General features: G+C 67.3%; 19 protein-coding genes. 11 read left to right on the forward strand and 8 right to left on the reverse strand.

The features are described from left to right. The first annotated feature begins 4 nt into the window (after positions 1–4). From PTQ19_RS03250 to PTQ19_RS03260, 3 genes are all read left to right on the forward strand, one after another. The gene (locus PTQ19_RS03250) at positions 5–1,063 is read left to right on the forward strand and encodes a glycosyltransferase family 2 protein (RefSeq protein WP_274368436.1); all 1,059 of its coding nucleotides are present in this window, start codon (positions 5–7) and stop codon (positions 1,061–1,063) included. Continuing rightward, positions 1,060–1,962, forward strand: coding sequence for a hypothetical protein (locus PTQ19_RS03255; protein ID WP_274368437.1), 903 nt, complete (start codon positions 1,060–1,062; stop codon positions 1,960–1,962). Before PTQ19_RS03250 ends, PTQ19_RS03255 begins: the two co-directional genes overlap by 4 nt. Positions 1,963–2,186: 224 nt before the next feature. Continuing rightward, positions 2,187–2,801: an alpha-1,2-fucosyltransferase gene (locus PTQ19_RS03260; RefSeq protein WP_274368438.1), complete on the forward strand. Its 615-nt coding sequence runs from the start codon at positions 2,187–2,189 to the stop codon at positions 2,799–2,801. 12 nt (positions 2,802–2,813) lie between these two features. Here PTQ19_RS03260 and PTQ19_RS03265 read toward each other — a convergent pair whose 3' ends face one another. Then, the gene (locus PTQ19_RS03265) at positions 2,814–4,625 is read right to left on the reverse strand and encodes an ABC transporter ATP-binding protein (RefSeq protein WP_274368439.1); all 1,812 of its coding nucleotides are present in this window, start codon (positions 4,623–4,625) and stop codon (positions 2,814–2,816) included. A gap of 145 nt (positions 4,626–4,770) precedes the next feature. Between PTQ19_RS03265 and PTQ19_RS03270 the strand changes: the two genes are divergently transcribed. Next, entirely contained in the window at positions 4,771–5,256 is a 486-nt protein-coding gene (locus PTQ19_RS03270; RefSeq protein WP_274368440.1) for a hypothetical protein, read from the forward strand. 71 nt (positions 5,257–5,327) lie between these two features. Here the strand turns inward: PTQ19_RS03270 and PTQ19_RS03275 are convergent, their stop codons facing one another. The 4 genes from PTQ19_RS03275 to PTQ19_RS03290 are packed head-to-tail and all read right to left on the reverse strand — an operon-like array spanning position 5,328 to position 10,544. Beyond that, positions 5,328–6,428 carry a glycosyltransferase gene (locus PTQ19_RS03275; RefSeq protein ID WP_274368441.1) on the reverse strand — a complete coding sequence of 367 codons (1,101 nt, stop codon included), beginning with the start codon at positions 6,426–6,428 and terminating at the stop codon, positions 5,328–5,330. Then, a complete protein-coding gene (locus PTQ19_RS03280) occupies positions 6,425–7,462 on the reverse strand; it encodes a glycosyltransferase family 4 protein (protein WP_274368442.1) in 1,038 nt (345 codons plus the stop codon). The genes PTQ19_RS03275 and PTQ19_RS03280 overlap by 4 nt, the downstream gene beginning before the upstream one ends. After that, on the reverse strand, positions 7,459–8,592 hold the full coding sequence (locus PTQ19_RS03285; RefSeq protein WP_274368443.1) for a glycosyltransferase family 4 protein: 1,134 nt from the start codon (positions 8,590–8,592) through the stop codon (positions 7,459–7,461). The genes PTQ19_RS03280 and PTQ19_RS03285 overlap by 4 nt, the downstream gene beginning before the upstream one ends. Beyond that, positions 8,592–10,544, reverse strand: a complete 1,953-nt coding sequence (locus PTQ19_RS03290; protein ID WP_274368444.1) for a glycosyltransferase — start codon at positions 10,542–10,544, stop codon at positions 8,592–8,594. Before PTQ19_RS03290 ends, PTQ19_RS03285 begins: the two co-directional genes overlap by 1 nt. A gap of 190 nt (positions 10,545–10,734) precedes the next feature. On the opposite strand from PTQ19_RS03290, the gene PTQ19_RS03295 reads away from it, so the two are divergent. From PTQ19_RS03295 to PTQ19_RS03310, 4 genes are read left to right on the forward strand one after another with little or no spacing between them, the layout of a single operon-like run. After that, on the forward strand, positions 10,735–12,006 hold the full coding sequence (locus tag PTQ19_RS03295; protein ID WP_274368445.1) for a glycosyltransferase family 4 protein: 1,272 nt from the start codon (positions 10,735–10,737) through the stop codon (positions 12,004–12,006). Between the two features lie 17 nt (positions 12,007–12,023). After that, on the forward strand, positions 12,024–12,911 hold the full coding sequence (locus PTQ19_RS03300) for a 2-nitropropane dioxygenase (RefSeq protein ID WP_274368446.1): 888 nt from the start codon (positions 12,024–12,026) through the stop codon (positions 12,909–12,911). A gap of 29 nt (positions 12,912–12,940) precedes the next feature. Further along, entirely contained in the window at positions 12,941–13,183 is a 243-nt protein-coding gene (locus tag PTQ19_RS03305; RefSeq protein ID WP_274368447.1) for a PqqD family protein, read from the forward strand. A 9-nt stretch (positions 13,184–13,192) separates the two neighbouring features. Then, positions 13,193–14,185 carry a MauE/DoxX family redox-associated membrane protein gene (locus PTQ19_RS03310; RefSeq protein ID WP_274368448.1) on the forward strand — a complete coding sequence of 331 codons (993 nt, stop codon included), beginning with the start codon at positions 13,193–13,195 and terminating at the stop codon, positions 14,183–14,185. A gap of 11 nt (positions 14,186–14,196) precedes the next feature. On the opposite strand, the gene PTQ19_RS03315 is transcribed toward PTQ19_RS03310, so the two are convergent. From PTQ19_RS03315 to PTQ19_RS03325, 3 genes are all read right to left on the reverse strand, one after another. Continuing rightward, a complete protein-coding gene (locus tag PTQ19_RS03315; protein ID WP_274368449.1) occupies positions 14,197–15,291 on the reverse strand; it encodes a glycosyltransferase in 1,095 nt (364 codons plus the stop codon). Between the two features lie 15 nt (positions 15,292–15,306). Then, positions 15,307–16,767 (reverse strand): sugar transferase, encoded by a 1,461-nt coding sequence (locus tag PTQ19_RS03320; protein WP_274368450.1) that lies wholly within the window; start codon positions 16,765–16,767, stop codon positions 15,307–15,309. Between the two features lie 223 nt (positions 16,768–16,990). Next, positions 16,991–17,647 carry a low molecular weight phosphatase family protein gene (locus PTQ19_RS03325; RefSeq protein ID WP_274368451.1) on the reverse strand — a complete coding sequence of 219 codons (657 nt, stop codon included), beginning with the start codon at positions 17,645–17,647 and terminating at the stop codon, positions 16,991–16,993. An 83-nt stretch (positions 17,648–17,730) separates the two neighbouring features. On the opposite strand from PTQ19_RS03325, the gene rfbA reads away from it, so the two are divergent. Genes rfbA through PTQ19_RS03340 form a run of 3 tightly spaced genes read left to right on the forward strand, consistent with a single transcriptional unit; the run spans position 17,731 to position 21,042 of the window. Next, a complete protein-coding gene (gene rfbA / locus PTQ19_RS03330) occupies positions 17,731–18,603 on the forward strand; it encodes a glucose-1-phosphate thymidylyltransferase RfbA (RefSeq protein ID WP_274368452.1) in 873 nt (290 codons plus the stop codon). Next, positions 18,600–19,595 (forward strand): dTDP-glucose 4,6-dehydratase, encoded by a 996-nt coding sequence (rfbB, locus tag PTQ19_RS03335; protein WP_274368453.1) that lies wholly within the window; start codon positions 18,600–18,602, stop codon positions 19,593–19,595. Before rfbA ends, rfbB begins: the two co-directional genes overlap by 4 nt. A gap of 58 nt (positions 19,596–19,653) precedes the next feature. Then, positions 19,654–21,042, forward strand: coding sequence for a bifunctional dTDP-4-dehydrorhamnose 3,5-epimerase family protein/NAD(P)-dependent oxidoreductase (locus tag PTQ19_RS03340; RefSeq protein ID WP_274368454.1), 1,389 nt, complete (start codon positions 19,654–19,656; stop codon positions 21,040–21,042). Positions 21,043–21,044 lie beyond the last annotated feature (2 nt).

Here is a 21,044-nt window from a genome sequence, read left to right on the forward strand (position 1 = left end):
AAGTATGCCTCCGAACCGCACGCATGTACCGCGTCCATTCGCCTATCGTGGTCGAGGGGAGCCCGCACACGCGAGCGAAGATGGGGATCTGGTGAACGAACGCAGCGCAGTCGTTGTGGTGGCGACGTACCGTCGCCCCGATCACGTGCGAAAGTGCCTGGAGCATCTCCGGGAGCAGACAGTGAGGCCTCGGCGAGTGGTCGTGGTCGATGCGTCGCCGGACGAGCTCACCCGGAAGGTCGTCGAGAGTTTTCGCGACGTGGAGTATCGACGCAATGACCTGGGGGTCGGGACGACGGCGACTTCGCGTGCGATTGGAGTGCAGGGGGCGAGTGAAGACGTCATCGTCTTCATCGACGATGATGCGTATGCCGAAGCGGAGTGGCTCGGGCAGATGCTCATCCCCTTCGAGAACCCACTCGTAGGCGGCGTCGGAGGCCGGGCGCGCAATGGCCAGGCTGGCGAAGAGGATCAAGGTCGTGACCGCATCGGGCGGCTACTGCGCGACGGGCAGCTCACGGGCAACTTCGCTGCAGACCCGGGGCACGTCGCGCCGATCGACCACATGCTCGGGGCGAGCATGGCGGTGCGCGCCGACGCGTTGCGTGCGGTGGGTGGCATCCGCGACTACTACCCGGGTACGTGTCTTCGAGAGGAGACAGACGTGGCGTTGCGTATCAAGAAGGCAGGTTTTCGACTGTTGTTCGCCCCGCGAGCGGTGGTTCTGCACGTGGCGGGCGAGTACGCGAAGGGGCGTCGCTTCGACATGCGCTACCGGTTCTACGGTTCGCGAAACCAGGTCGTCTTGATCGCCACGACGCTCGGATGGACCGACCCCCATCTGGCGCGCTCCCTCGCCCGTACCGTTCGGCAGGCTGGCGCCCAGGTTGCCGAAGGTGCGACGGTCGCGCTGTGCGGACGTGATGGACGCCCCCGGGTGCGCGCGCTCGCCGGGGGGATCGTTCGGGGAATCGTCGATCTGGCAGGAATGATCGTCGGCCTTGCCGCTGCCATCAGGCCACGGGACCGTGCCGCGGCGTACTCGGCGGAGTGGCGCGCGTGACCGCCCGGGCTCGTCGGATCAACGCCTACGTTCTGTTGGCTGACCCGAGCTATCTTCGCGAGAGCATCTCGGCTTACTACCCGTACGTCGATCGGATCGTTCTCTCGTACGATCGCAACGCAACGTCGTGGACGGGGACCCCGCTACCCATCGATCAGTGCCTACGCATCATCGAGGAACTCGACGTTGACGCAAAGTGCGTGCGCGCCCCCGGCGACTTTGCGCGGCTGGAGCACCACCCGCTGGACAACGACACGTTCCAACGCCAAGCCGCGCTCGATATTGCCTCAGAAGGAGCCGACTGGGTGCTGCAGCTCGACACCGACGAGGTGATGCTCGACCCACGCACGTTCTTCGACATGCTCGCGCGGGCAGAGCAAGCGGGCGCGGCCGGCTTGGATTACCCCGCACGCTGGCTCTACACGCGCACTGGTCCCGGGCGCTACCTGGAGGTGACCCGACGATACTGGCAGGTCGCAGCGTCGTTCCCAGGGCCGCTCGCCGTGCGCGCGGGAACTGTGTTGAATCATGCCCGCCAAGCGAACGTGCGGTTGTTCCGCGTCGACTTCGCCGAGAGGAACACCGATCCGTGGCGGTCGAGTGACGCAGTCGTGCATGCTGTCGTTCCGCGGGCCAGTGCAGTGCTGCACTTCTCGTGGGTTCGCGACCCCGAAGCGATCCGCCGCAAGTTCGCCTGGTCCGGGCACACTCGCGTCATGCGTCCGCCAAAGGTCTACCGCCGGTGGGTGTGGCGCACCAGGCATCCGATGATCACCGCGCTGACGACTCCCTTACGGCGCAGGGACGACGGTCGCTATCGGCTTTCACGCGTTCCCGAACCGCCCGGCGGCGCGCCCATTGTCATCGCGTTCCCCGATGCGACGGAAGAGCAGTCGTAGCGATGGGCAGAGTGATTCGGGGTGCCAAGCGAGTCGCGCGCCGTACCGTCGACGAGGCCCACAGTCGAGCGGCGGCAGCCCTGGACACGCTGCGCTGGGGCGACCGTGTCGTCTTGCGCACCCCATCGGCCGGGCTCCGGTTGGGGAACCTGTTGTATGTGTGGCTCCAGGCTCATCGCAGAACCACACAGGGCGAACACGTCAGCGCGGTCGAGTCGCGCGCGATGGCGCCGTGGCTAGAGGAGTTTCCCACGCTGCGCGAGCTCACCGTCGCTCCGGTGGACGTCCGCTTCTCGGACCGACGTGAATGGGACCCGGCCTGGCTCTACCAGCGCTTTGGTGTGGACTTCGATCGCCTGGAGTTGGGCGCGTTCATTCAGGATGTCTTCGCGGAGCGCGCAGCTGGCGCCGTCGACGAGCGCCTGGTGGTCAACATCCGACGAGGTGATTTCTACGCGACTGAGTTCGAGGCGAAGCACGGTTTCGACGTTGTGGCGTACACATCCGCTGCGCTCGCGCACTTCTCCGATGACACTGGTGTCTTTGTCGTCTCTGATGACGCGGAATGGTGTCGGAGTCACCTGGGCGACAAGCTACGCTCACGCTTCGGCGACGTCGAGTACGCCGTCCCCGACCCACTGCAGAACCTGCTCGCACTCGCCAGCGCGCGGCGGCTCATCGGCGCCAACTCGACCTTCTCGTACTGGGGAGCGTACATCGCGGATGCGCTGCACTCTGACGTACAGATCGTGATGCCGCGCTTTCACGCGCGAATGTCACACGGTACCGACGCCCATCAGCTCGACCCGAACTGGACGGCTCTCGAAGGCTTCCACTGAGCCATCGCTCGGTTACTCGAGCTTTCCCAGCTCCACGAGCCGTGCGAACTCCTCGTTCGCCTGGCGCACCTCGTCGAACGTTCCGCGCGTAGCGATGCGACCCGACTCCAAGAAGATGAGGGTGTCGGCGTCGCGGACCGTCGAGAGACGGTGCGCAACGATCAGTACCGTCATGCTTCCACGCAGGCGGTCGAGGGTCGCCGCGATCTCGTGCTCGGTCGCGTTGTCGAGTGCGCTCGTCGCCTCATCGAGCACCAGCACCCGAGGGCGGCGGTACAGTGCCCGTGCCAGACCGATGCGCTGACGCTGCCCGCCCGACAGACGCACTCCGCGATCACCGACCATCGTGTCGAAGCCCTGTGGCAGATCGGCGATGAGCGCATCGAGCTGCGCGACCGACGCCACCTCTCGCATCCGATCCAGGTCGAGGTCCTTCGGTGCGACGCCGAAGGCGATGTTGGCCGCCACCGTGTCATTCGCGAGGAACACCTCTTGCGGCACGACACCGAGTCCTGAGTACCAGGTGGCGAGGTCTTCGTCGATCGGGCGCCCGCCGCACGAGATGGTTCCCGAGGTGGGGGAGAGCAGCCCGAGGACGAGGTCGAGCAGGGTGCTCTTGCCGGCGCCGCTCGAACCTACGAATGCCGTCGTCTCGTTCGCCGGGATGCACAGCGACAGCCCCTCGAGCACCGGGCGATCCGCATCGGCGTACTGGAACGTCACCTGGTCGAGCTCGATGTCGCCGTGGTAGGGTTCGCCGGCCGTTGCGCGCGCGTCGTGGATGCCATCGGTCTCGAGCTCGTCAAGAGCCTCGGTGAAGATACGGAGCCCGGCGCGGCCGGCGCGCATGGTGCCGACGTTCGCGGTGATGCGGTTCAGCGTCGGCAGCGCACGCATGGATGCCGCGGCGAAGAGACCGAGAATCGGCAGCACCTGGTCGGCCTGCCCAGTGGCATACAACAGGGCAGCGATACCGACGATGGCAACGATGAAGCTGACCTCGAGCAGATAGCGGGGAATATCTGCGAGCACGGCCATGAGTCTCGATTGATGCGCGCCATCGAGCTTGGCGCGGCGGTAGCCGTCGATGAACCGATCGGCGCTACCCGTCAGGCGCGTCTCGCGGAAGCCGTCGAGGCCGGGCATCAGAGACTGCCAGGCACGCAGGCCCGCCTCGGCCAGGTTCTCGCCAATACGCAGCTGGCGTCGGCGCAGCACGTGTTGCACGCCGAACACCAAGAGACCGAAGAGCGCGACCGCGAACACGGTGACACCGGGTGAGGTGACCAGGAGCACCGCGACGATCGCGGCGAGCACCAGCGTGTCTGTGAACAGCGTCAGCCCGGCCAGCAGCACACTGGCCGACTGGTTGGTCGCGTCGTTGATGTTGCGGTACACCGTGCTCAGGCTGCGCTGGCGATGCTGGCCGTAGGGGGCGAGCACGTACCGGCGCATCAGTTCGACCGAAGCGAGTGCCGACAGGCGCGTCGTGCGCCCCAGCAGCCACCAGCGGAAGAGCAATGAACCTGCGCTCTTGACGACGAAAGCCGAGGCGACACCACCCGCGACGACGGGAATGAGGACCTGCAGGTCGGTTGTGCCGAGCAGATCGGCGATGACCCGATTCACGCCCTCCAGCGGACCCGACGAGGTGACGAGCTGCATGAGCGGGATCATGGCCGCGACGCCGACAAGATCAAGGCCCGCCAGAATGACCGAGGCGATCACCGTGGTGACGATCCACCGCGATGGCTTGGCGCCGGTGACTCTGAGCAACGACAGCATTTGCGGAACCACGCCCGGGCTCTTCTCAGTGTCAGCCATCCCGGAACCCCTACATTTCGCGGCATCACGGGGTTTCCGCGAGCCTTGCCATACGCTAGCATTGTCGCGTTGGCGCGGACGCGTCATGGGATTCTGCATCACGCACTGGGGCAAAGAGCGGGATGCATGACACTGGGGGCATCACATGTCTGAAACCGAACAGGGCGGCGTCAGCCGCCGCACCGTCACCAAGGCGATGGCCTGGGCCGTTCCGGCAGTTGCCGTTGCGTCGACCGTGCCAGTCGCGGCAGCATCCGAAGTGCCGGTGACGCTGACCGGTGTCGGGTGCAAAGAGCCGGGCAACCCGAAGTTCTACCGCTTCCAAGTGGTCATCACGAACGACAACAACAGCTCGGTGACGGTCTACTTCGACTCATTCACCGTCAACGGCGTGAACAAGACTCCGGTCGACCCGACCAGCACCACGGTGCCGCCGTTCACTCAGCGGACGATCACAGTGCGTGCGGGAACGTTCGCCGACAGCGCGAACGGTACGGCGACGCTCTTCTACACGTTGAACGGCATGTCTGACAGCACCTCCACAGCATTCAACGATCTCCCGCCGACCACCGGCCACGGCGCAGGATGCCTGCTGCAGGTCTTCCCGTACCAGGTGGATGTGCCGCTCTAACAGGCACACGACGACGAAGTCATGCCGAGAAGGCGTCATCGCTCTAGGAGCGACGGCGCCTTCTCGTGCTTTCAGCGCTGACCCAAGAGCGCGGCCCGCATCTGTGATGCGCGATCCTGCCAGTCGGGCGGAGCCACTTCCTCACGCCGGGAGGATGCGTGGGGGGCACGGAGAGCGCGACTCACCGCGTCGACGAACTCCGCCTCCGCTCCCACGACCACGCCCGGTTCGTCGCGGAATCCCGCGACCGGTGTCGACACGACCGGCTTGCCGACGGCCTGATACTCGTAGAGCTTGATCGGGTCGAGGCTCTCGGTGAAGTCGGTCACCACGTGCGGAACGACGAGCACGTCGGCGTGCTGCAGATACGCCGGCACCGCATCACGAGGCTTGGCCCCGAGCACCACGACGCCGTTCCTCTGCATCGCTGCGGTGTCTTCGACGCCCAGGGCGTTCGGCCCGACGAGCACCAACGTGCCCTCCGCGCTCAGCGCCCGGGCGGTCTCGACGCACAGCTCCACATCCAGCCGGTCGCGGTGCAGAGTCCCGACGTATACCGCGGTGCGTCCTGCAGGCAGATCAGCCGGTCGCTCCATCGGTACCCGGTAGCGCGCCACATCGACCGCGTTGCGCACCAGCACGATGTCATCACGCTGGCCGCTCTTACGGCGCACCAACTCCGGCGAGCAGGCAACCACGCTCGCCGAGTGCTGCAACAACCACTCCTCGCCACCGACCAACCGCGCGCGCTCGGCTTCCGGACGATCGGCGACCACCCAGTCGTCAGTCATGTCGTACAGCGTCGGCCAGCCGGTCAGCTGCGCGACGGCGGCAGCACCCGGATCGTTGATCCACAGCAGCGGCTGACTCATACCGAGTCGCTGCGCCGAACGCATCACGGCCCGAGCGATCCGGGCATCCGCCCCACGATCCACCCGTCGGGGCAGGGGCTTGACCGGTCGGAACGTCCACAGCCGATCCGCCACCTCACGCGGTGCGTGCCCGAACGAGGGGCGTGACCCGCCGCGCAGGGCGTGCAGCGGGTCATCCGGTGGCTCGACGAACAGCACGCGCAGCTCGGGGTCACGCGCGAGCAGCCCCGACACCAGGTACTGGTTGCGCCGCCAGACGTCGTCCCACGCTTCGAGCGACACCACGACAAGATCGGTCATCGACGTTCTCCCGCGATCGCGGCGCGGTAGACCGCCTCGGTCTGATCGGCTTGCGCACGCAGCGTGAATCTGCTGCGTTGCACGTCCCGTTGTGTGGCGCCCAGTGCCTCGCGCCGCTGCGCGTCTGATGCCAGTTCCCGCAACCGCGTCGCCGCAGAGTCGACGTCTGCGGCAGCGAACAGCGCGCCACCGTCGACGCCTCCGATCGTGTCGAGGTGCCCTCCCGCCGCGCTCGCGACAACCGGTAGTCCCGACGCCATCGCCTCGATGACGGTCAGCCCGAGTCCCTCGTTCGGCGTCGTCGCCACGAGCATTCCCGACGTCTGCATCAGGTGCGGCAGATCGTCTCGAAAGCCGAGAAACTCGACGGCATCCGCAAGGTCCAGCTCGGCGACGAGCGCGCGCAACTCGGCCTCCTGCGCCCCGATACCCGCGATCTGCAACGTCCACCCATCGGCGGCAATCCCCGACGCCGCGAACGCTCGGATGCCCAGCGCGGTCTGCTTCTCGGGCTGCAGTCGCTGCGCCATCAGCACCGTCCGTGTGCGTTCGAGGCCGGAGAGCTCTACCGGATCCACCCCGGAGTGCACGACTGTCGACGGCACGTGGATCGAGTCGGCGACGGCGCGGCTGATCGCGATCTCGGCATCCAGCATCCGCTCCACCACGCGATACGGCAGCCCCGGTCCGCGGGTTCCGCGACGCAGTGCAAAGTGCCGCGTCGACACCAACGCAGCCTGTCGCGGACCACAGAGGCGACTTGTCGCCGCGGCGATGTCGGCGGCGGTCATATGCGAGTTGACGACGTCGACATCGATCGAGCGGATCGCTTTCACCGCCGCGCGGATGCTCGTCACCGGCACGAACCGTACGCCCGCGACGCGCAGGGGGCCGGCCAGCGCATCGGGCGCACCACCGGCGACGAACACCTCGTGCCCGTCGGCGGCCTGCACGATCGCCAGGCGACGTACGAACTGCTCGACCCCTGCGAACCGGTCCGAGACGATCACGTGCAGAATCCGCAGAGGCGTCATGAGGCCGCCCGCCCGGCACGCTCGGGCGCCACACGTTCGAGTAGCGTGACGTACTGCTCGGCCGTGGCCCGCCACGACAGGTGCTCGACGCTCGCCCGGCAGGCCTCGTGCCAGTCCGCGACGTCCGTCGCGGCGAGGCGCTCCATGGCGTCGGCGAAGGCCGCTGCCGAGCGCTCGACCAGGTAGCCGTTCTCGCCGTCCGCGATCACATCGGGCGCGCATCCCACCGGCGCCGAGATCACCGGCACACCGCTGGCGAGTGCCTCGGTGATCACCAAACCGTACGACTCGTAGACGCTCGGGAAGACGAACATGTCGGATGCCGCGAAGTAGGCCGGCAGGTCGGATCGCGGCCCTACGAACAGCACTCGATCGGCGACGCCGGCTGCCTCGGCGCGCTTGCGCATCCGCTCGATGGCCGATGCATACCCGCCGACGATCAGCAGCAGCACGGTGGGCGCGTGCACGAGCGCGTCGATCGCGATGGGCACACCCTTGCGGTCGAGCTCGTGCCCGATGAACAGCGCCACGCGGTGCTCGTCGTCGAGGTTCAACGCGGCGCGCGCCTGCGCCCGCTGCTCGAACGTCGGGGGAGCGAAACGGTCGAGATCGACGCCATGGGGAATCACGGTCACCGGGGGCGTGACCCGGCCGTACACGTCGCGCAGCACGTCGACCTCGCGGTCGGTCAGCGCGACGATGCCACGGTGCGCGTGCCCTCGGTAGCGCAGGCGATCACGCACGAACGTGAAGGTATGCAGGGGATTGCGCAGCATCCGCCACACGGTGTCGCCGCGGGCGCGCATCGCCGCCATCACCACCCCGTGGTTGACGTAGAGATCGCCGGTCATCACCGCGTTGTGGCAGATCGAGACCGCGCCGGGCCGCTCGGCGAGGAATCGCTTGGCCTTGCGCGTGCCGGCGATCGAGAAGTCGACGGCGTACCAGACGCGTGAGAGGCGGTGCAGGAACAATGAACGGAACCGTTTGCGCGCATGCCCGCGCGCGTCGTCGGCGGTGAACGATTCGACCGTGTGCCCGAGTTCGCGCAGGTGCGCGCCCAGTTGATTCGCGCTGCCGGCGACGCCGGACCCCGATCCGATCACGGGGATGATCTGCACGATGTGCATCACACCTCCTTTCGGAAGCGCGCCTCGACGCGCACCGGGCCGAGGCGGTACAGCGCGGCGCGACGTCGCGCGGCGGCACCGCGCTCGCCGCGCAACACGAGCGCACGAACGGATGCCCCCCACCACGCGGCCAGGCGAGCGGATGCCCACCCTCCGGCGCCGAAGTGCTTGCGCAGATAACGCTCCTGCGAGGCGAAGAACATCGCATCCCGGCGGCGCGGATCCGAGCTCGTGCCCGCTCCTACGTGCATCGCCTGCACCTCCTCGACGACACCGTGTCGCCAACCGAGCAGGTGTGCCCGGTACGCCCAATCGGTCTCCTCGGCGTACAGGAAGAACCGTTCGTCGAACCCGCCGACCTGCGCCAGCGCCTCGGCGCGCAGCAGCAGCACCGAACCGATGACGAATCCGTGGCGGTCCGAGCGCATCCGCCCGAGTCCGAGGGCATCCACCCACGACCCGAACGGCGACGGGAACGGCCACCGCACCCGCGCGGACTTGCCGCTCTCGTCGACCTGCGCCGGTCCGACGCTCGCGAGCGTCGGATCCGCGCGCAGCCGCTGGTGCAGGAGCCGCACGTCGTCGGCGCCGATGACCGCGTCGGGGTTCAGCAGCAGCACGTCGGCATCCGCGTGGCCCGGTTCGCGCAGTGCGAGGTTCACGGCCGCACCGAAGCCGAGGTTCGCGCCAGGATCGATGTAGCTCACGCCGAGGTCAGCGCACAGCTCGCGGATCTCGGGCATCGACGAATTGTCGATGACCGTCACCGGAAGTGCGGTGACCGGTTCGAGCGCGCGCCGCAGCATCTCGGGCCCGCCGTAGGCGACCACGACGATCCGCAGTTCGCGGTGGCCGGCATCCGTCGACGCTCTGGCCGCCGCGCGGTACAGCCGCTGGTACTGGTCGGTGACGGCATCCCACGAACACTCAGCGGCGCGAGCGAAGCCCGCCGCGCGCAATGCGTCGCGCTCGGAACCGGCCGCCCGCAGCAGAGCGCCGGCGAGTGCGGTCGGGTCACCGTGCGGCACGACGAGGCCCGCGCCACCGACCACGTCGGGCAGGGCACCCGCGTCGCTGGAAACCACCGGCACACCGGCCGCCATCGCCTCGACGGCCACGCGGCCGAACTGCTCTGTCCAGCGCGCGGTCGGCACCGACGGGACGGCGAGCACGTCGATCGACGTGTAGAACTCACCCATCCGCTCGGGGGCGACGGCGCCGACGAGCTCGACGCGGTCGGTGATGCCCAATGCCTCAGCCCGCGACGTGATCTCGGCGGCCAGCGGCCCGCTACCGGCCAGACGCGCCCGCAGCCGCGGCTGCGCGGACACCGCCTCGAGCAGCACCTGTACGCCCTTCTCCTCGACGAGACGCCCGACGAATCCGACCACAACCGGGCCGCCGACACGCGGATGCCCGCGATCGGCGTCCACGCCGGCATCCGCAGGAGCGCCCGCCTCAGCATCCGTCGAGGCCTCCACCCCGAGTGAGATCAGCGTCGGCGCCCCGGGAAACCCCTTCGCGACGCAGATCTCACCGGCCGCGCTGTTGCACACCGATAGTCCCGCCGCGCCGCGCAGCGCGGCCCGCTCGAACCACCGGAACGGCACCGGGTAGCGCTTGGCGATGTTCTGCGCCGAGTAGAGCACGTAGGGCGCGCGCTGACGGCGCAGCCATCGCAGCAGCAGGATCTCGGCCGTGGCCAGCGCGAACGGCTCTTCGTGGATGTCGATCACATCCCAGTCGGCACCCAGCGCCCGCCATAGTGGGAGCGGGGAGTACAGGAACAGCGCGGGATGTCGTCCGAACGTGCTCGCCGGCAGCACCCACGGCTCGGTATCGGCGTCGAGCGACACCGGCACCCCACCGGCATGCCAGCGGTGCGCCGTGACCAGGCGCACGGTCTCGCCGCGACGGAGCAGTACCCGCTCCCGCGTGCGCCACGGCCCCACCGTGGCGCTGTGAGAAATTCTCAGTACGCGCAACCCATCTCCCCTGTAGGCTAAGCACCACAATAGACTGCGCCTCTTCTTCCTGTGGGCGCAGACATTCGGCAGTAGTCGTCGGGGGATGACTACTGCTTTGGGGACAGGAAGCACGGCTGTGGGAGCCGTGATCTGGGGATTGCTGGGGAAACTGGGGATGTATCGTTCGCGTTCAGCGAGCCCGCACATCGTGCACCTCGCGCATACGACGGCGGCCGGCGGAGCCGAGCTCGCACTCAAGCGTCTTCTCGACGTGAAGCCCGACTGGGAGTCGAGTCTTCTGATCCCGGCCGAAGAAGAAGAGAACGTCTTCGTCGGGGTCAGCACCTCGACCGGTGGCGTGCGCCAGCTCTCCGGCGCCAGCCGTAGCGGCGCGCTGCGCGCACTCGGACTCGGCACGCGACTGCTGATCCAGGCCGGCATCACGCGCTGGCACCCGGCCGTTCGGCACAGCGACCTCGTCGTCGCCAACTCCACCCGCTCGGCCGCCTACGGCGTGCTCGCGGTGCTGGGCACGCGGCGCCCGTTCGTCGTGCACCTGCGTGATCACATCGCGCCCGAGGCGCTGGGCTCGGTCGGCTACCGCATCATGACCCGTCTGGTGCTTCCGCGCGCCAACGGTGTGATCGCGAACTCGCGCGGCACCCTCGAGACGGCGCGCGAGTTCCTCCGCGACGACGCCGTCGTCGCGGTCATCCCGAGTCCGTCCGGTCTTGGGCGGTTGCGCCGCCACTCTCACGACGAAGGACCGCTGCGTATCGGGATGCTCGCGCGCCTCGACCCGTGGAAGGGGCAGGTCGCGCTGCTCGACGCGTTCGCGCAGGCGTTTCCCGACGGTGACGCGCAGCTCGACCTGGCCGGTGCCGCACTATTCGAACACGCCGAGTTCGCCGACGACCTTCGCGTGCGCGCCGAGGAGTTGGGCATCGCCGATCGGGTCAATCTGCTGGGGCACGTGCACGACATCGCCCCGTTGCTGGCGACGTGGGACGTCGCCGTGCAGTACTCGTTGCGCGCCGAACCGATGGGGCAGAACGTGTTGCAGTGCTTGGCTGCCGGCACCGCGGTCGTCGTCGCCGACGAGGGTGGGCCGACCGAATGGGTGCGCCACGAGCGCAACGGCTTGCGGGTCGCGCCGCGCGACATCGACGCGCTGTCCGAGGCGCTGCGCCGTCTCGCCGACGACCTCGCGCTGCGACAGCGACTGAGCGCCGCCGCGGTGCTGACCCCGGGGCTGCTCGGTGATGCCGAGATCGCTGCGATCCACGCCGGCGTCTACCGCGACGTGATCACGCTTGCATCCGCAGACCGTCGCGCAGCGACTGGGCGGGGCGCGCGCAGTACGGCGCCGAGCATGCGCACGGTTGGGGCGTCGCTGGCCACGCTTCAGACGACCGATGCTCCGTCCGTGGCGGCTCGTGCCTCGTGATCGTCTAGGCTGACGGCGTGATCGAACCCGCGCCGGAGGTGGCTGCCGAGAGCCGCACAGGTGCGGTGCCCGCCAGCATCCGACTGCGTCTGGCCCGCGCCGCGGTGCAGACGCTGGCTGAGGAAGCGGGAGCCCGGATGCTACATATCAAGGGCGACGCGATCGATCCGTCCCTGCGCGCGGTGCCGCGATACGGTACCGACGTCGATGCACTGGTTGACCCGCGCCGGATCCGCGCGATGCATGAGACGCTGCTCGCTCACGGATGGCGGGTCTACAGTACGTTCCGGTTCGGCTCATCGTTCGAGCACGCGCAGACCTACCTGCACGACACCTGGGGCTACTTCGACATGCACCGCCGGTTTCCCGGCATAGGTCTCGCTGATCAGCAGGCGTTCGAACAGCTGTGGGCGCAGCGCAGCCCGCAGGCATCCGCGGGCAGAACGTACTGGGCGCCGAGCATCGACGCGCAGGCGATGATCCTCGTGCTCAACGCTGTGCGCGGCGCCGGGGGAATGCCGCCGTTCTGGCACGAGCTCGATGACGAGCAGCACGAGCGGGTCATCGGTCTCGTCGAGGTGATGCGCGCCGACGTCGCCTTCGCCGTGGCGACCGGCGAACTCGACCTCTACAGCGATCGTCGCGAGTATCTGCTCTGGAAGGTGACCTCACAGGGCGGGCCACGCGTCGTCGAGTGGTGGGCGCGCATCCGCGCGCAATCGACCCTCCGCGGGCGCCTCCGCGTTGCCGTGCAGGCGCCGGTGGTGAACATCGACCGTCTCAGCCGGCGGCTCGGTCATGCGCCGACCCGGCGCCAGGTGATCGCGGAGTTCTTCCGGCGAGCCGTGCGGGGAGTCACCGAGACCGCAAGCATGGTCGTTCGCCGAGTGCGGAGCAAACGATGAGGCGGTTGCGTCCGGCCGACAGATGTGCCGTGATCGACGCCGACGACGTCGTCTACATCGCTCCGTTGCCCGACGGGCCGATCATGGTGCTCGACGGGGTCTCAGCGTTGATCTGGCAGACGATCACCGACCCGGTCGGAGCCACCGACACCGAGGTCGCCGCTCATGTCGCAGCGGCCACGGGACAACGGCCGGACGACATCGCCGGGCACGTCACATCCTTCCTTGACGACCTTGTGCGGCGTGGCGTCATCATCGGCGCCGACGACTAGCATGGGCAAGTGACCACCGTGATGCTCGTGGCACCTGCGTTGCTGCTGGGTGCCGTTCTGATCGCCTCGGGCGCTCTCAAGTGGCGCGCACCCGCGAGCCTGGAAGAGTTCGAGCATCTCGGCGTTCCGAAGATGTTTCATCGGCAGTGGATCGTGCGCCTGCATCCGTGGGGTGAACTCGCGCTCGGCCTCATCCTGATGACAACCGGGGGATGGGTCGGACTGCTCGCGGCGACCATCGGTGCCGCGCTTATGGGCACGTACCTCGTGTTGGTCATTCGTGCGCGGGCCTCAACAGCCGATGCATCGTGCGCGTGCTTCGGGAGCACCAAGCGCATCACCGCGGTCACCATCGCGCGCAATGTCTGGCTGACACTGCTCGGCGCGGCCGCCGTCGGTACTTCGTGGCACCTTCCCCTCATCGGCGGACCGTTGGCAGCGATGCAGGCTGACACCTGGGCGGCGGTGCTGCTCGGTGTCGCGGCTGCTCTTACCGTCGCACTTGTGATGTGGCCCGACACGAAAAAGGATGGCGTTCCCGCAGGGGCCGTGCAGCCGGCATCCGACGACGAACTCGACTACGTGCGCTCGATCACCCCCGCGATACCCGTCACCCTTGCCGACGGATCGACGCAGACACTACGAGAGCTCTCACAGCAACGTCCGCTACTGATGCTGGCCGTCAGCGCGACGTGCGGCGCATGCACCAGCACCATCGAGAGCCGACACGCGTGGCGCGAGCTGCTGCCCGAGGTGGACATCCGACTGATCGTCACGGTTGCGCCCGAAGACACACCCATCACCGAGACAGGGCCGATGATGTCGGTGCACGACACCCAGCAACTCGTCGGTGTATCGCTGGGATACGCGTCGACGCCGTCGGCCGTGCTGTTCGGCGTGGACGGCATGCTCGCCGGCGGGCCAGTCAGAGGCGGCGCGACGATCCAGGAGTTCGTCGACGACATCTATGAGAGCCTGCACGGGGAGCGCCCCGCACGCTGAAGACTTGTCGTTCAGCTCGAGGGCAGCCACTCTCGCATCCGCCGGTCGAAGACCGCGGCGTCGAACTCGCGTGCACGCGTGACAATCGCCGCCGGATCAAGCTCACGAACGCGGTTGACTGCTTCACGCACGGTCGCATCGTCAAAGTCACCGACCAGCGCGCCCGAGACACCATCGAGAACCGTCTCGGCCGTACCGCCCACGTCGCGCGCGATCACCGGTGTTCCGGTGGCCATCGCCTCGACCGGCATGATGCCGAAGTCCTCGATGGCCGGGAACACGAAGGCAACACTACGGCGGAACAACGCCACCAGCAGCGCATGCGACGGTCGCGACACCAGATGCATCTCGACACCGAGCTCACGCGCAAGCTGAACGAGGTTGTCATGTTCCGGCCCATCCCCGGCAAGAACCACGGGTAGGCCCGCTGCCCGTCCGGCGCGGATCACCAGATCGAGCCGCTTGTACGACACGAAACGGGATGCCCCCAACAGGTACTCCGAAGGCAGTGCTGCCAACACCGCCGCGTCCGGTTCGTCCAGTGCATGCTCACCCGTGAACGCGTCGACATCGACGGGTGGATGGATCACCTCGGCATCCACCCTCCAGTGCTGCCGAATACGATCCCGCACCGCGGCACTGTTCGCTGCGATCGCGTGTGATTCGGCTGCTCGACGACGATCGACAGACCGCAACGGTGGCGCGGCGATCCGCACCGGCAACGATCGGCCGCGAGCATCCAGCTCAGGACTCCAGATGTAGCGCGCCGGCGTGTGCGCATACACGAACTTCGGCGCATGTCGCGCCGGCCCCGAGAACCGGGCGTGATGGGCGAACAAGTGCGAGCTGCAGAGGATCCAGTCGGCGTCGCTCTGTCCCAGGAAGCGCCAAGTGGCGGGCTCGAGCGGCAGCGCAAGGGCCTTGCGACGACGCAACGGCGTGCGCGCCAGCCACGTCTCCGAGACGCCCGACGCCGGAAAGCGATCGGGGGCATCATTCCAGAGTGCATGCACTCGGGCATCCGGGTACAGCCCCGTCAGCCGCTCGACGACGTTCTCAGCACCGCCGAATCGTTCGAGCCACTCGTGGACGATTGCCCCGGTCATCCGGTGCACCCCATTTCAGTACGCGCCATCGGCCTTCGCGACCGCTCGCGCGGTGCGCCACAACAGCAGGAAGTCTGTGGTCAGCGACCAGTTCTCCACGTAGTAGAGGTCGAGGCGCACGCTCTCTTCCCACGACAGGTCGCTCCGACCGCTGACCTGCCACAGGCCTGTGATTCCGGGCTTGACCAGAAAACGCCGCTGCATCCATTCACCGTAGCGCGAGACCTCTTTGGCCAGCGGCGGGCGCGGACCGACCAGCGACATATCGCCACGCAGTACATTCCACAGCTGCGGCAGCTCGTCGAGGCTGTACCGGCGCAGGGTCTTGCCGATGCGGGTGATGCGAGGGTCGTCCTTCATCTTGAACAGCACGTCGTTGCCCTCGTTCTGATCCAGCAAGCTGGCCAGCCGATCCTCGGCGTCAGCGGTCATGCTGCGGAACTTGATCATCGCGAACTCTTTGCCGTCAAGGCCCACCCGCCGTTGCATGAAGAGCGCCGGGTGACCGTCCCTACGCACCAGAACGGCGATCAGCAGAAGAATCGGGCTGAGTAGTGTCAGCAGTGCGGCGCTGCCGAGGATGTCGAAGGCACGCTTGGTCGCGTACCGCATTCCCGTGAACGACGGATACTCGACGTGAATCAGCGGAAGGCCAGCCACCGGGCGTGCGTGGATGCGCGGCCCCGCGATGTCGGTCAGCTTCGGAGCGACGATCAGGTCAACTCGACGAGCATCCAGATCCCAACCCAGCTCGCGCAGCTGTGCCGGCGAGATCGCATCGCTACCGGCGTACACGACCGTGTCTGCCCCCACAGCGTCGAGCTGTGCGGTGATGTCGTCGAACCCGCCGATACGGGAGACGCCCGGCACGAGCTCCTCGTCGCCGACCCCATCGGTCACCGCTCCGATGAGCATGATGCCCGAACCCGTCTCGCGCACGATCTGCTCTGCCACATGCTCGGCGGCGTCATGCGCTCCGATGACCACGGCGCGGCGCACGAAACCGCCCTCGGTGCGGCGCGCAGCGAGCCAGTTGCGCCACATCCATCGGCTGAGCAGCAACAGCGCGACACCGATCGGCAGCGCCAGAAGCAGGTACCCGCGGGCGAGCTGAATCTTGAAGAGGAACGCGATGATCGCGACGACGCCGAAGTACCGCAGGCTCGCATCGGCGACGCGGATGTACTCTGACGTGCCATTGCCGATGATGGTGTGATCCCTGCTGGAATGCACGGTCAGAGCGATCAGCCAGCCGATGACGACCAGCACCGAGACGACGGTGTAGGTGACGTCGTTCGCTGCGACAGAACTGTCTGCCAGAAGCAGGTCGCTGCTGCCGAGCCCGAACCGAAGCAACTGCGCCGAGAAGACCGCGACGATCACGATGACCGTGTCGGTAGCCGTGAGCCGTCGAGCGTATGCCCGCAGCCAGGTCTCGGCCTTCGGTGCGCGAATCAACGACATAAGAGTCACCATGGTTCACTCGCAGAACAACCTGAAGCACGCATGCACATCAAACAGCCCCCATCCTGATGCATGACGAGCAGCATGGCGAAACTCCCCAGCAGCCATGCTCCCCCGGCGCCCACCGCCGGGTGACGGGCGGCGCCTACACCACGGAGTATACCCATCCCTGTGAGCGCGCAGGAGACGATCAGTCATCGCCGGACAGCGGCCCTACAGATTGAGCCGGGCGGCGTCAGGCGAGCGCGAGACGCATCACGCGCTCGACCTGAGCGAGCGCGGGCAAGAGCTCATCTGCCGACTGCTGGTACACCGCATCCGAGCGCCGGTACGGGTCGATCACGTCGTCGGCCTCGGAGGGAGAGATGAGATGGCTGTCGGCGAGCATCGACACCACCGCCGTTACGCGATCGGCGGGTACGCTGCCCGCGCGCGCCGCGGTGGCTCGGATGCGCTCATCATCGACAGCGAGTGCGAGCCGTGCAAGCTCGCGGACAGGCAACACCTGACGGCGCTTTCCCGGAGTCATCTGGAGAGCCACATCGCGGTGCTCGCGGGTCATGGCGAGCACGAGATCGGCCTGCACCAGCATCGGCTCGACAAGATAGCGAGCCCGATGGTCGTGCGCGTCTTTCTGCGCGGCGCCGGCGCGCACCGCCACATCGATCGCCTGCGGGGTCATGCCGTGACCGACCAGGGCGCCGGTGCCGGCGCTCCCGATGGCAACAGGCAGGTCGCGCAGACTCGTACGCAGCACGACCTCTGCGATCGCCGACCGACAGATGTTGCCCGTGCACACCGTGAGGATGCGGGGCACCGCGCCCTCGAGCATCCGCTTGCGCTCGCGACGGGTCATCGCGCGTGCGGCCGAGGGCGCGGGTTCGTCAGACATCCTCTCAGCATAAGCCGGGCACGTGCGGCGCACCCGGAAGCGCGTGGCCCAAGCCGGTGCTCCGACCATGGGACGATGGACGCATGAAGGGGATCATTCTCGCCGGCGGCTCTGGGACCCGCCTGCATCCGGTCACGCTCGGGGTCTCGAAACAGCTGGTACCGGTCTACGACAAGCCGATGGTTTACTATCCGCTGTCGACGCTGATGCTGGCCGGCATCGACGACATCCTGGTGATCACGACACCGCATGACGCCGCGCACTTCGAACGCTTGCTCGGCGACGGCTCGCAGTTCGGCATCCGCCTGTCGTTCGCACAGCAGCCTTCACCCGACGGACTGGCACAAGCCTTCACGATCGGCGCTGACTTCATCGGTGATGATTCGGTCGCCCTCGTTCTCGGCGACAACCTGCTCTACGGACCCGGACTGGGCGCCCAGCTGGGTCGGTTCCGTGACGTCGACGGCGGCGCCGTGTTCGCCTACTGGGTCGCCGAACCGCAGGCGTACGGCGTGGTCGAATTCGACCGGCACGGGCGGGCAGTGTCGCTGGAAGAGAAGCCGGCCGCGCCCAAGAGCAACTACGCCGTGCCAGGGCTGTACTTCTACGACAACGATGTGGTCGAGATCGCCCGGTCGCTGAAGCCCAGCGCGCGCGGCGAGTACGAGATCACGGACGTGAACCGCGAGTACCTGCGGCGCGGCAAGCTCAACGTCGATGTGCTGCCCCGGGGAACGGCCTGGCTTGATACCGGTACGTTCGATCAGATGACTGACGCTGCCGAGTATGTGCGCACGATCGAGCGACGCACGGGCATGAAGATCGGTGCGCCTGAAGAGATTGCGTGGCGGCAGGGGTTCCTCTCGAATGACCAGTTGCGCGAGCGCGCCGAGAAGCTGGTCAAGTCGGGGTACGGCACGTATCTGCTGGAGCTGTTGGAAAGGGGCGAGCGTTGAGACTGCTCGTGACCGGCGGTGCCGGGTTCATCGGATCGAACTTTGTGCACCACGTTGTGGCGCACACCGACCACCACGTCACGGTGCTCGACAAGCTGACGTATGCGGGAAACCGTGCGTCGCTGGCGGGGCTGCCCGACGACCGTGTGGCGTTCGTACACGGCGACATCGCGGACGCCGCGTTGGTGGACGGGTTGGTCGCAGGGGCGGATGCTGCCGTGCATTACGCCGCCGAGTCGCACAACGACAACTCGCTGGCCAATCCTCGGCCGTTCCTCGACACCAATGTCGTTGGCACGTACACGCTGCTCGAAGCGGTGCGCCGGCACGACGTGCGGTTCCATCACATCTCGACCGATGAAGTGTATGGCGATCTCGAACTCGATGACCCCGAGCGGTTCACCGATACGACCCCGTACAACCCTTCGTCGCCGTACTCGTCGACGAAGGCGGCATCGGATTTGTTGGTGCGGGCGTGGGTGCGTTCGTTCGGGGTGCGTGCGACGATCAGCAACTGCTCGAACAATTACGGGCCCTATCAGCACGTCGAGAAGTTCATCCCCCGCCAGATCACGAACGTGATCCGTGGCATCCGCCCCAAGCTCTACGGAGCGGGACACAACGTACGCGACTGGATCCACGCCGACGACCACTCCTCGGCAGTGCTGGCGGTGCTTGATCGGGGGCGCATCGGCGAGACGTACCTGATCGGTGCCGACGGTGAGAAAGACAACAAGTCGGTGATCGAGCTGATCCTCACGCAGATGGGGCAGAGTCCCGACGCGTACGACCACGTCACCGACCGAGCCGGGCACGACCTGCGCTACGCGATCGATGCCTCGAAGCTACGTGACGAACTCGGCTGGACCCCGCAGTATGGCGACTTCGAGGCAGGATTGGCCGCGACCATCGACTGGTACCGCAGCAACGAGGCGTGGTGGGCGCCGGCGAAAGACGCGACCGAGGCGTTCTATGCGGAGCGGGGTCAGTGATGCCGATGCGTTTCGTCTCGCTGCGCTCGCGCAACGACCGGATGGGGGTAGGCCGCTGATGGTGATCACTGAGACGACGATTCCGGGGTTGGTGCTGGTTGACCTGCCACTGCACGGCGATACCCGCGGATGGTTCAAGGAGAACTGGCAGCGCGAGAAGATGATCGCGGCGGGGCTGCCTGATTTCGGACCGGTGCAGAACAACATCTCTTTCAACGATGCGGTCGGCACCACCCGAGGGGTCCATGCCGAGCCGTGGGACAAATTCGTCTCGCTCGCCACCGGTCGCATCTTCGGCGCCTGGGTTGATCTGCGCGACGGCCCCACCTTCGGTGCCGTGTTCACCGCCGAGCTCGACCCGTCACGGGCGATCTTCGTTCCCCGTGGAGTCGGCAACGCCTACCAGACCCTTGAACCAGGTACCGCGTACACGTACCTGGTCAACGATCACTGGTCGGCCGAGAACACCGACTACGCCTTTCTGAACCTCGCCGATGAGACCGCCGCGATCGACTGGCCGATCCCGCTCGACCAGGTCGAGATCTCTCCCAAAGACAAGAACCACCCGCGTCTGCAGGATGTCACCCCGATCACCCCGCGCAAGATCTTGATCACCGGCGCCGACGGCCAGGTCGGTCGGGCACTGCGTGCAGAGTTCGGTGACGCCGCGCACATCGAGTACGCCGGTCGTGAGCAGCTGGACCTCACCGAACCCGAGCTCGGTACGGCACGCCGGTGGCGCGACTACGGGGCCATCATCAACGCGGCCGCCTATACCGCCGTCGACCACGCCGAGACAACTGAGGGGCGCGTAGCGGCCTGGCAGATCAATGCGGCAGCATCCGCTCGCCTCGCCGCGATCGCGACCGAGTTCGCGCTCACCCTCGTGCACATCTCTAGCGACTACGTCTTCGACGGCAGCGCCGCAGGCGCGTACGACGAAGACGCGGCGTTCGCGCCGCTCGGCGTCTACGGACAGAGCAAGGCTGCCGGCGACCTCGCGGCAGCCACCGCACCCCGGCACTACATCGTGCGCACCTCGTGGGTCATCGGCGATGGCGGCAACTTCGTGCGCACCATGGCGTCACTGGCCGAACGCGGCATCGACCCCAAGGTTGTGAACGACCAGACCGGGCGACTCACCTTCGCCGACGACATCGCCCGCGGCATCCGCCACCTGCTCGGCACGGCGGCGCCGCACGGCACGTACAACCTCACGAGCAGCGGCGAACCACAGACCTGGGCCGACGTCGCCCGCGACGTCTACCACCTCGTCGGTGCTGACCCGGCGCGCGTGAGCCCGGTCAGCACCGACGAGTACTACGCCGACGCCACCGGTCCGATCTCGCCCCGACCGCGCAACAGCGTGCTCGACCTCCGCAAGATCGAGGCGACCGGCTTCGTGCCCACAGACAGCGCGAGCCGACTCGCCGAGTTTCTGCGCTGACG

The sequence above is a fragment of the Microbacterium esteraromaticum genome, from assembly GCF_028747645.1.
Classification (GTDB): Bacteria; Actinomycetota; Actinomycetes; order Actinomycetales; family Microbacteriaceae; genus Microbacterium; species Microbacterium esteraromaticum_C.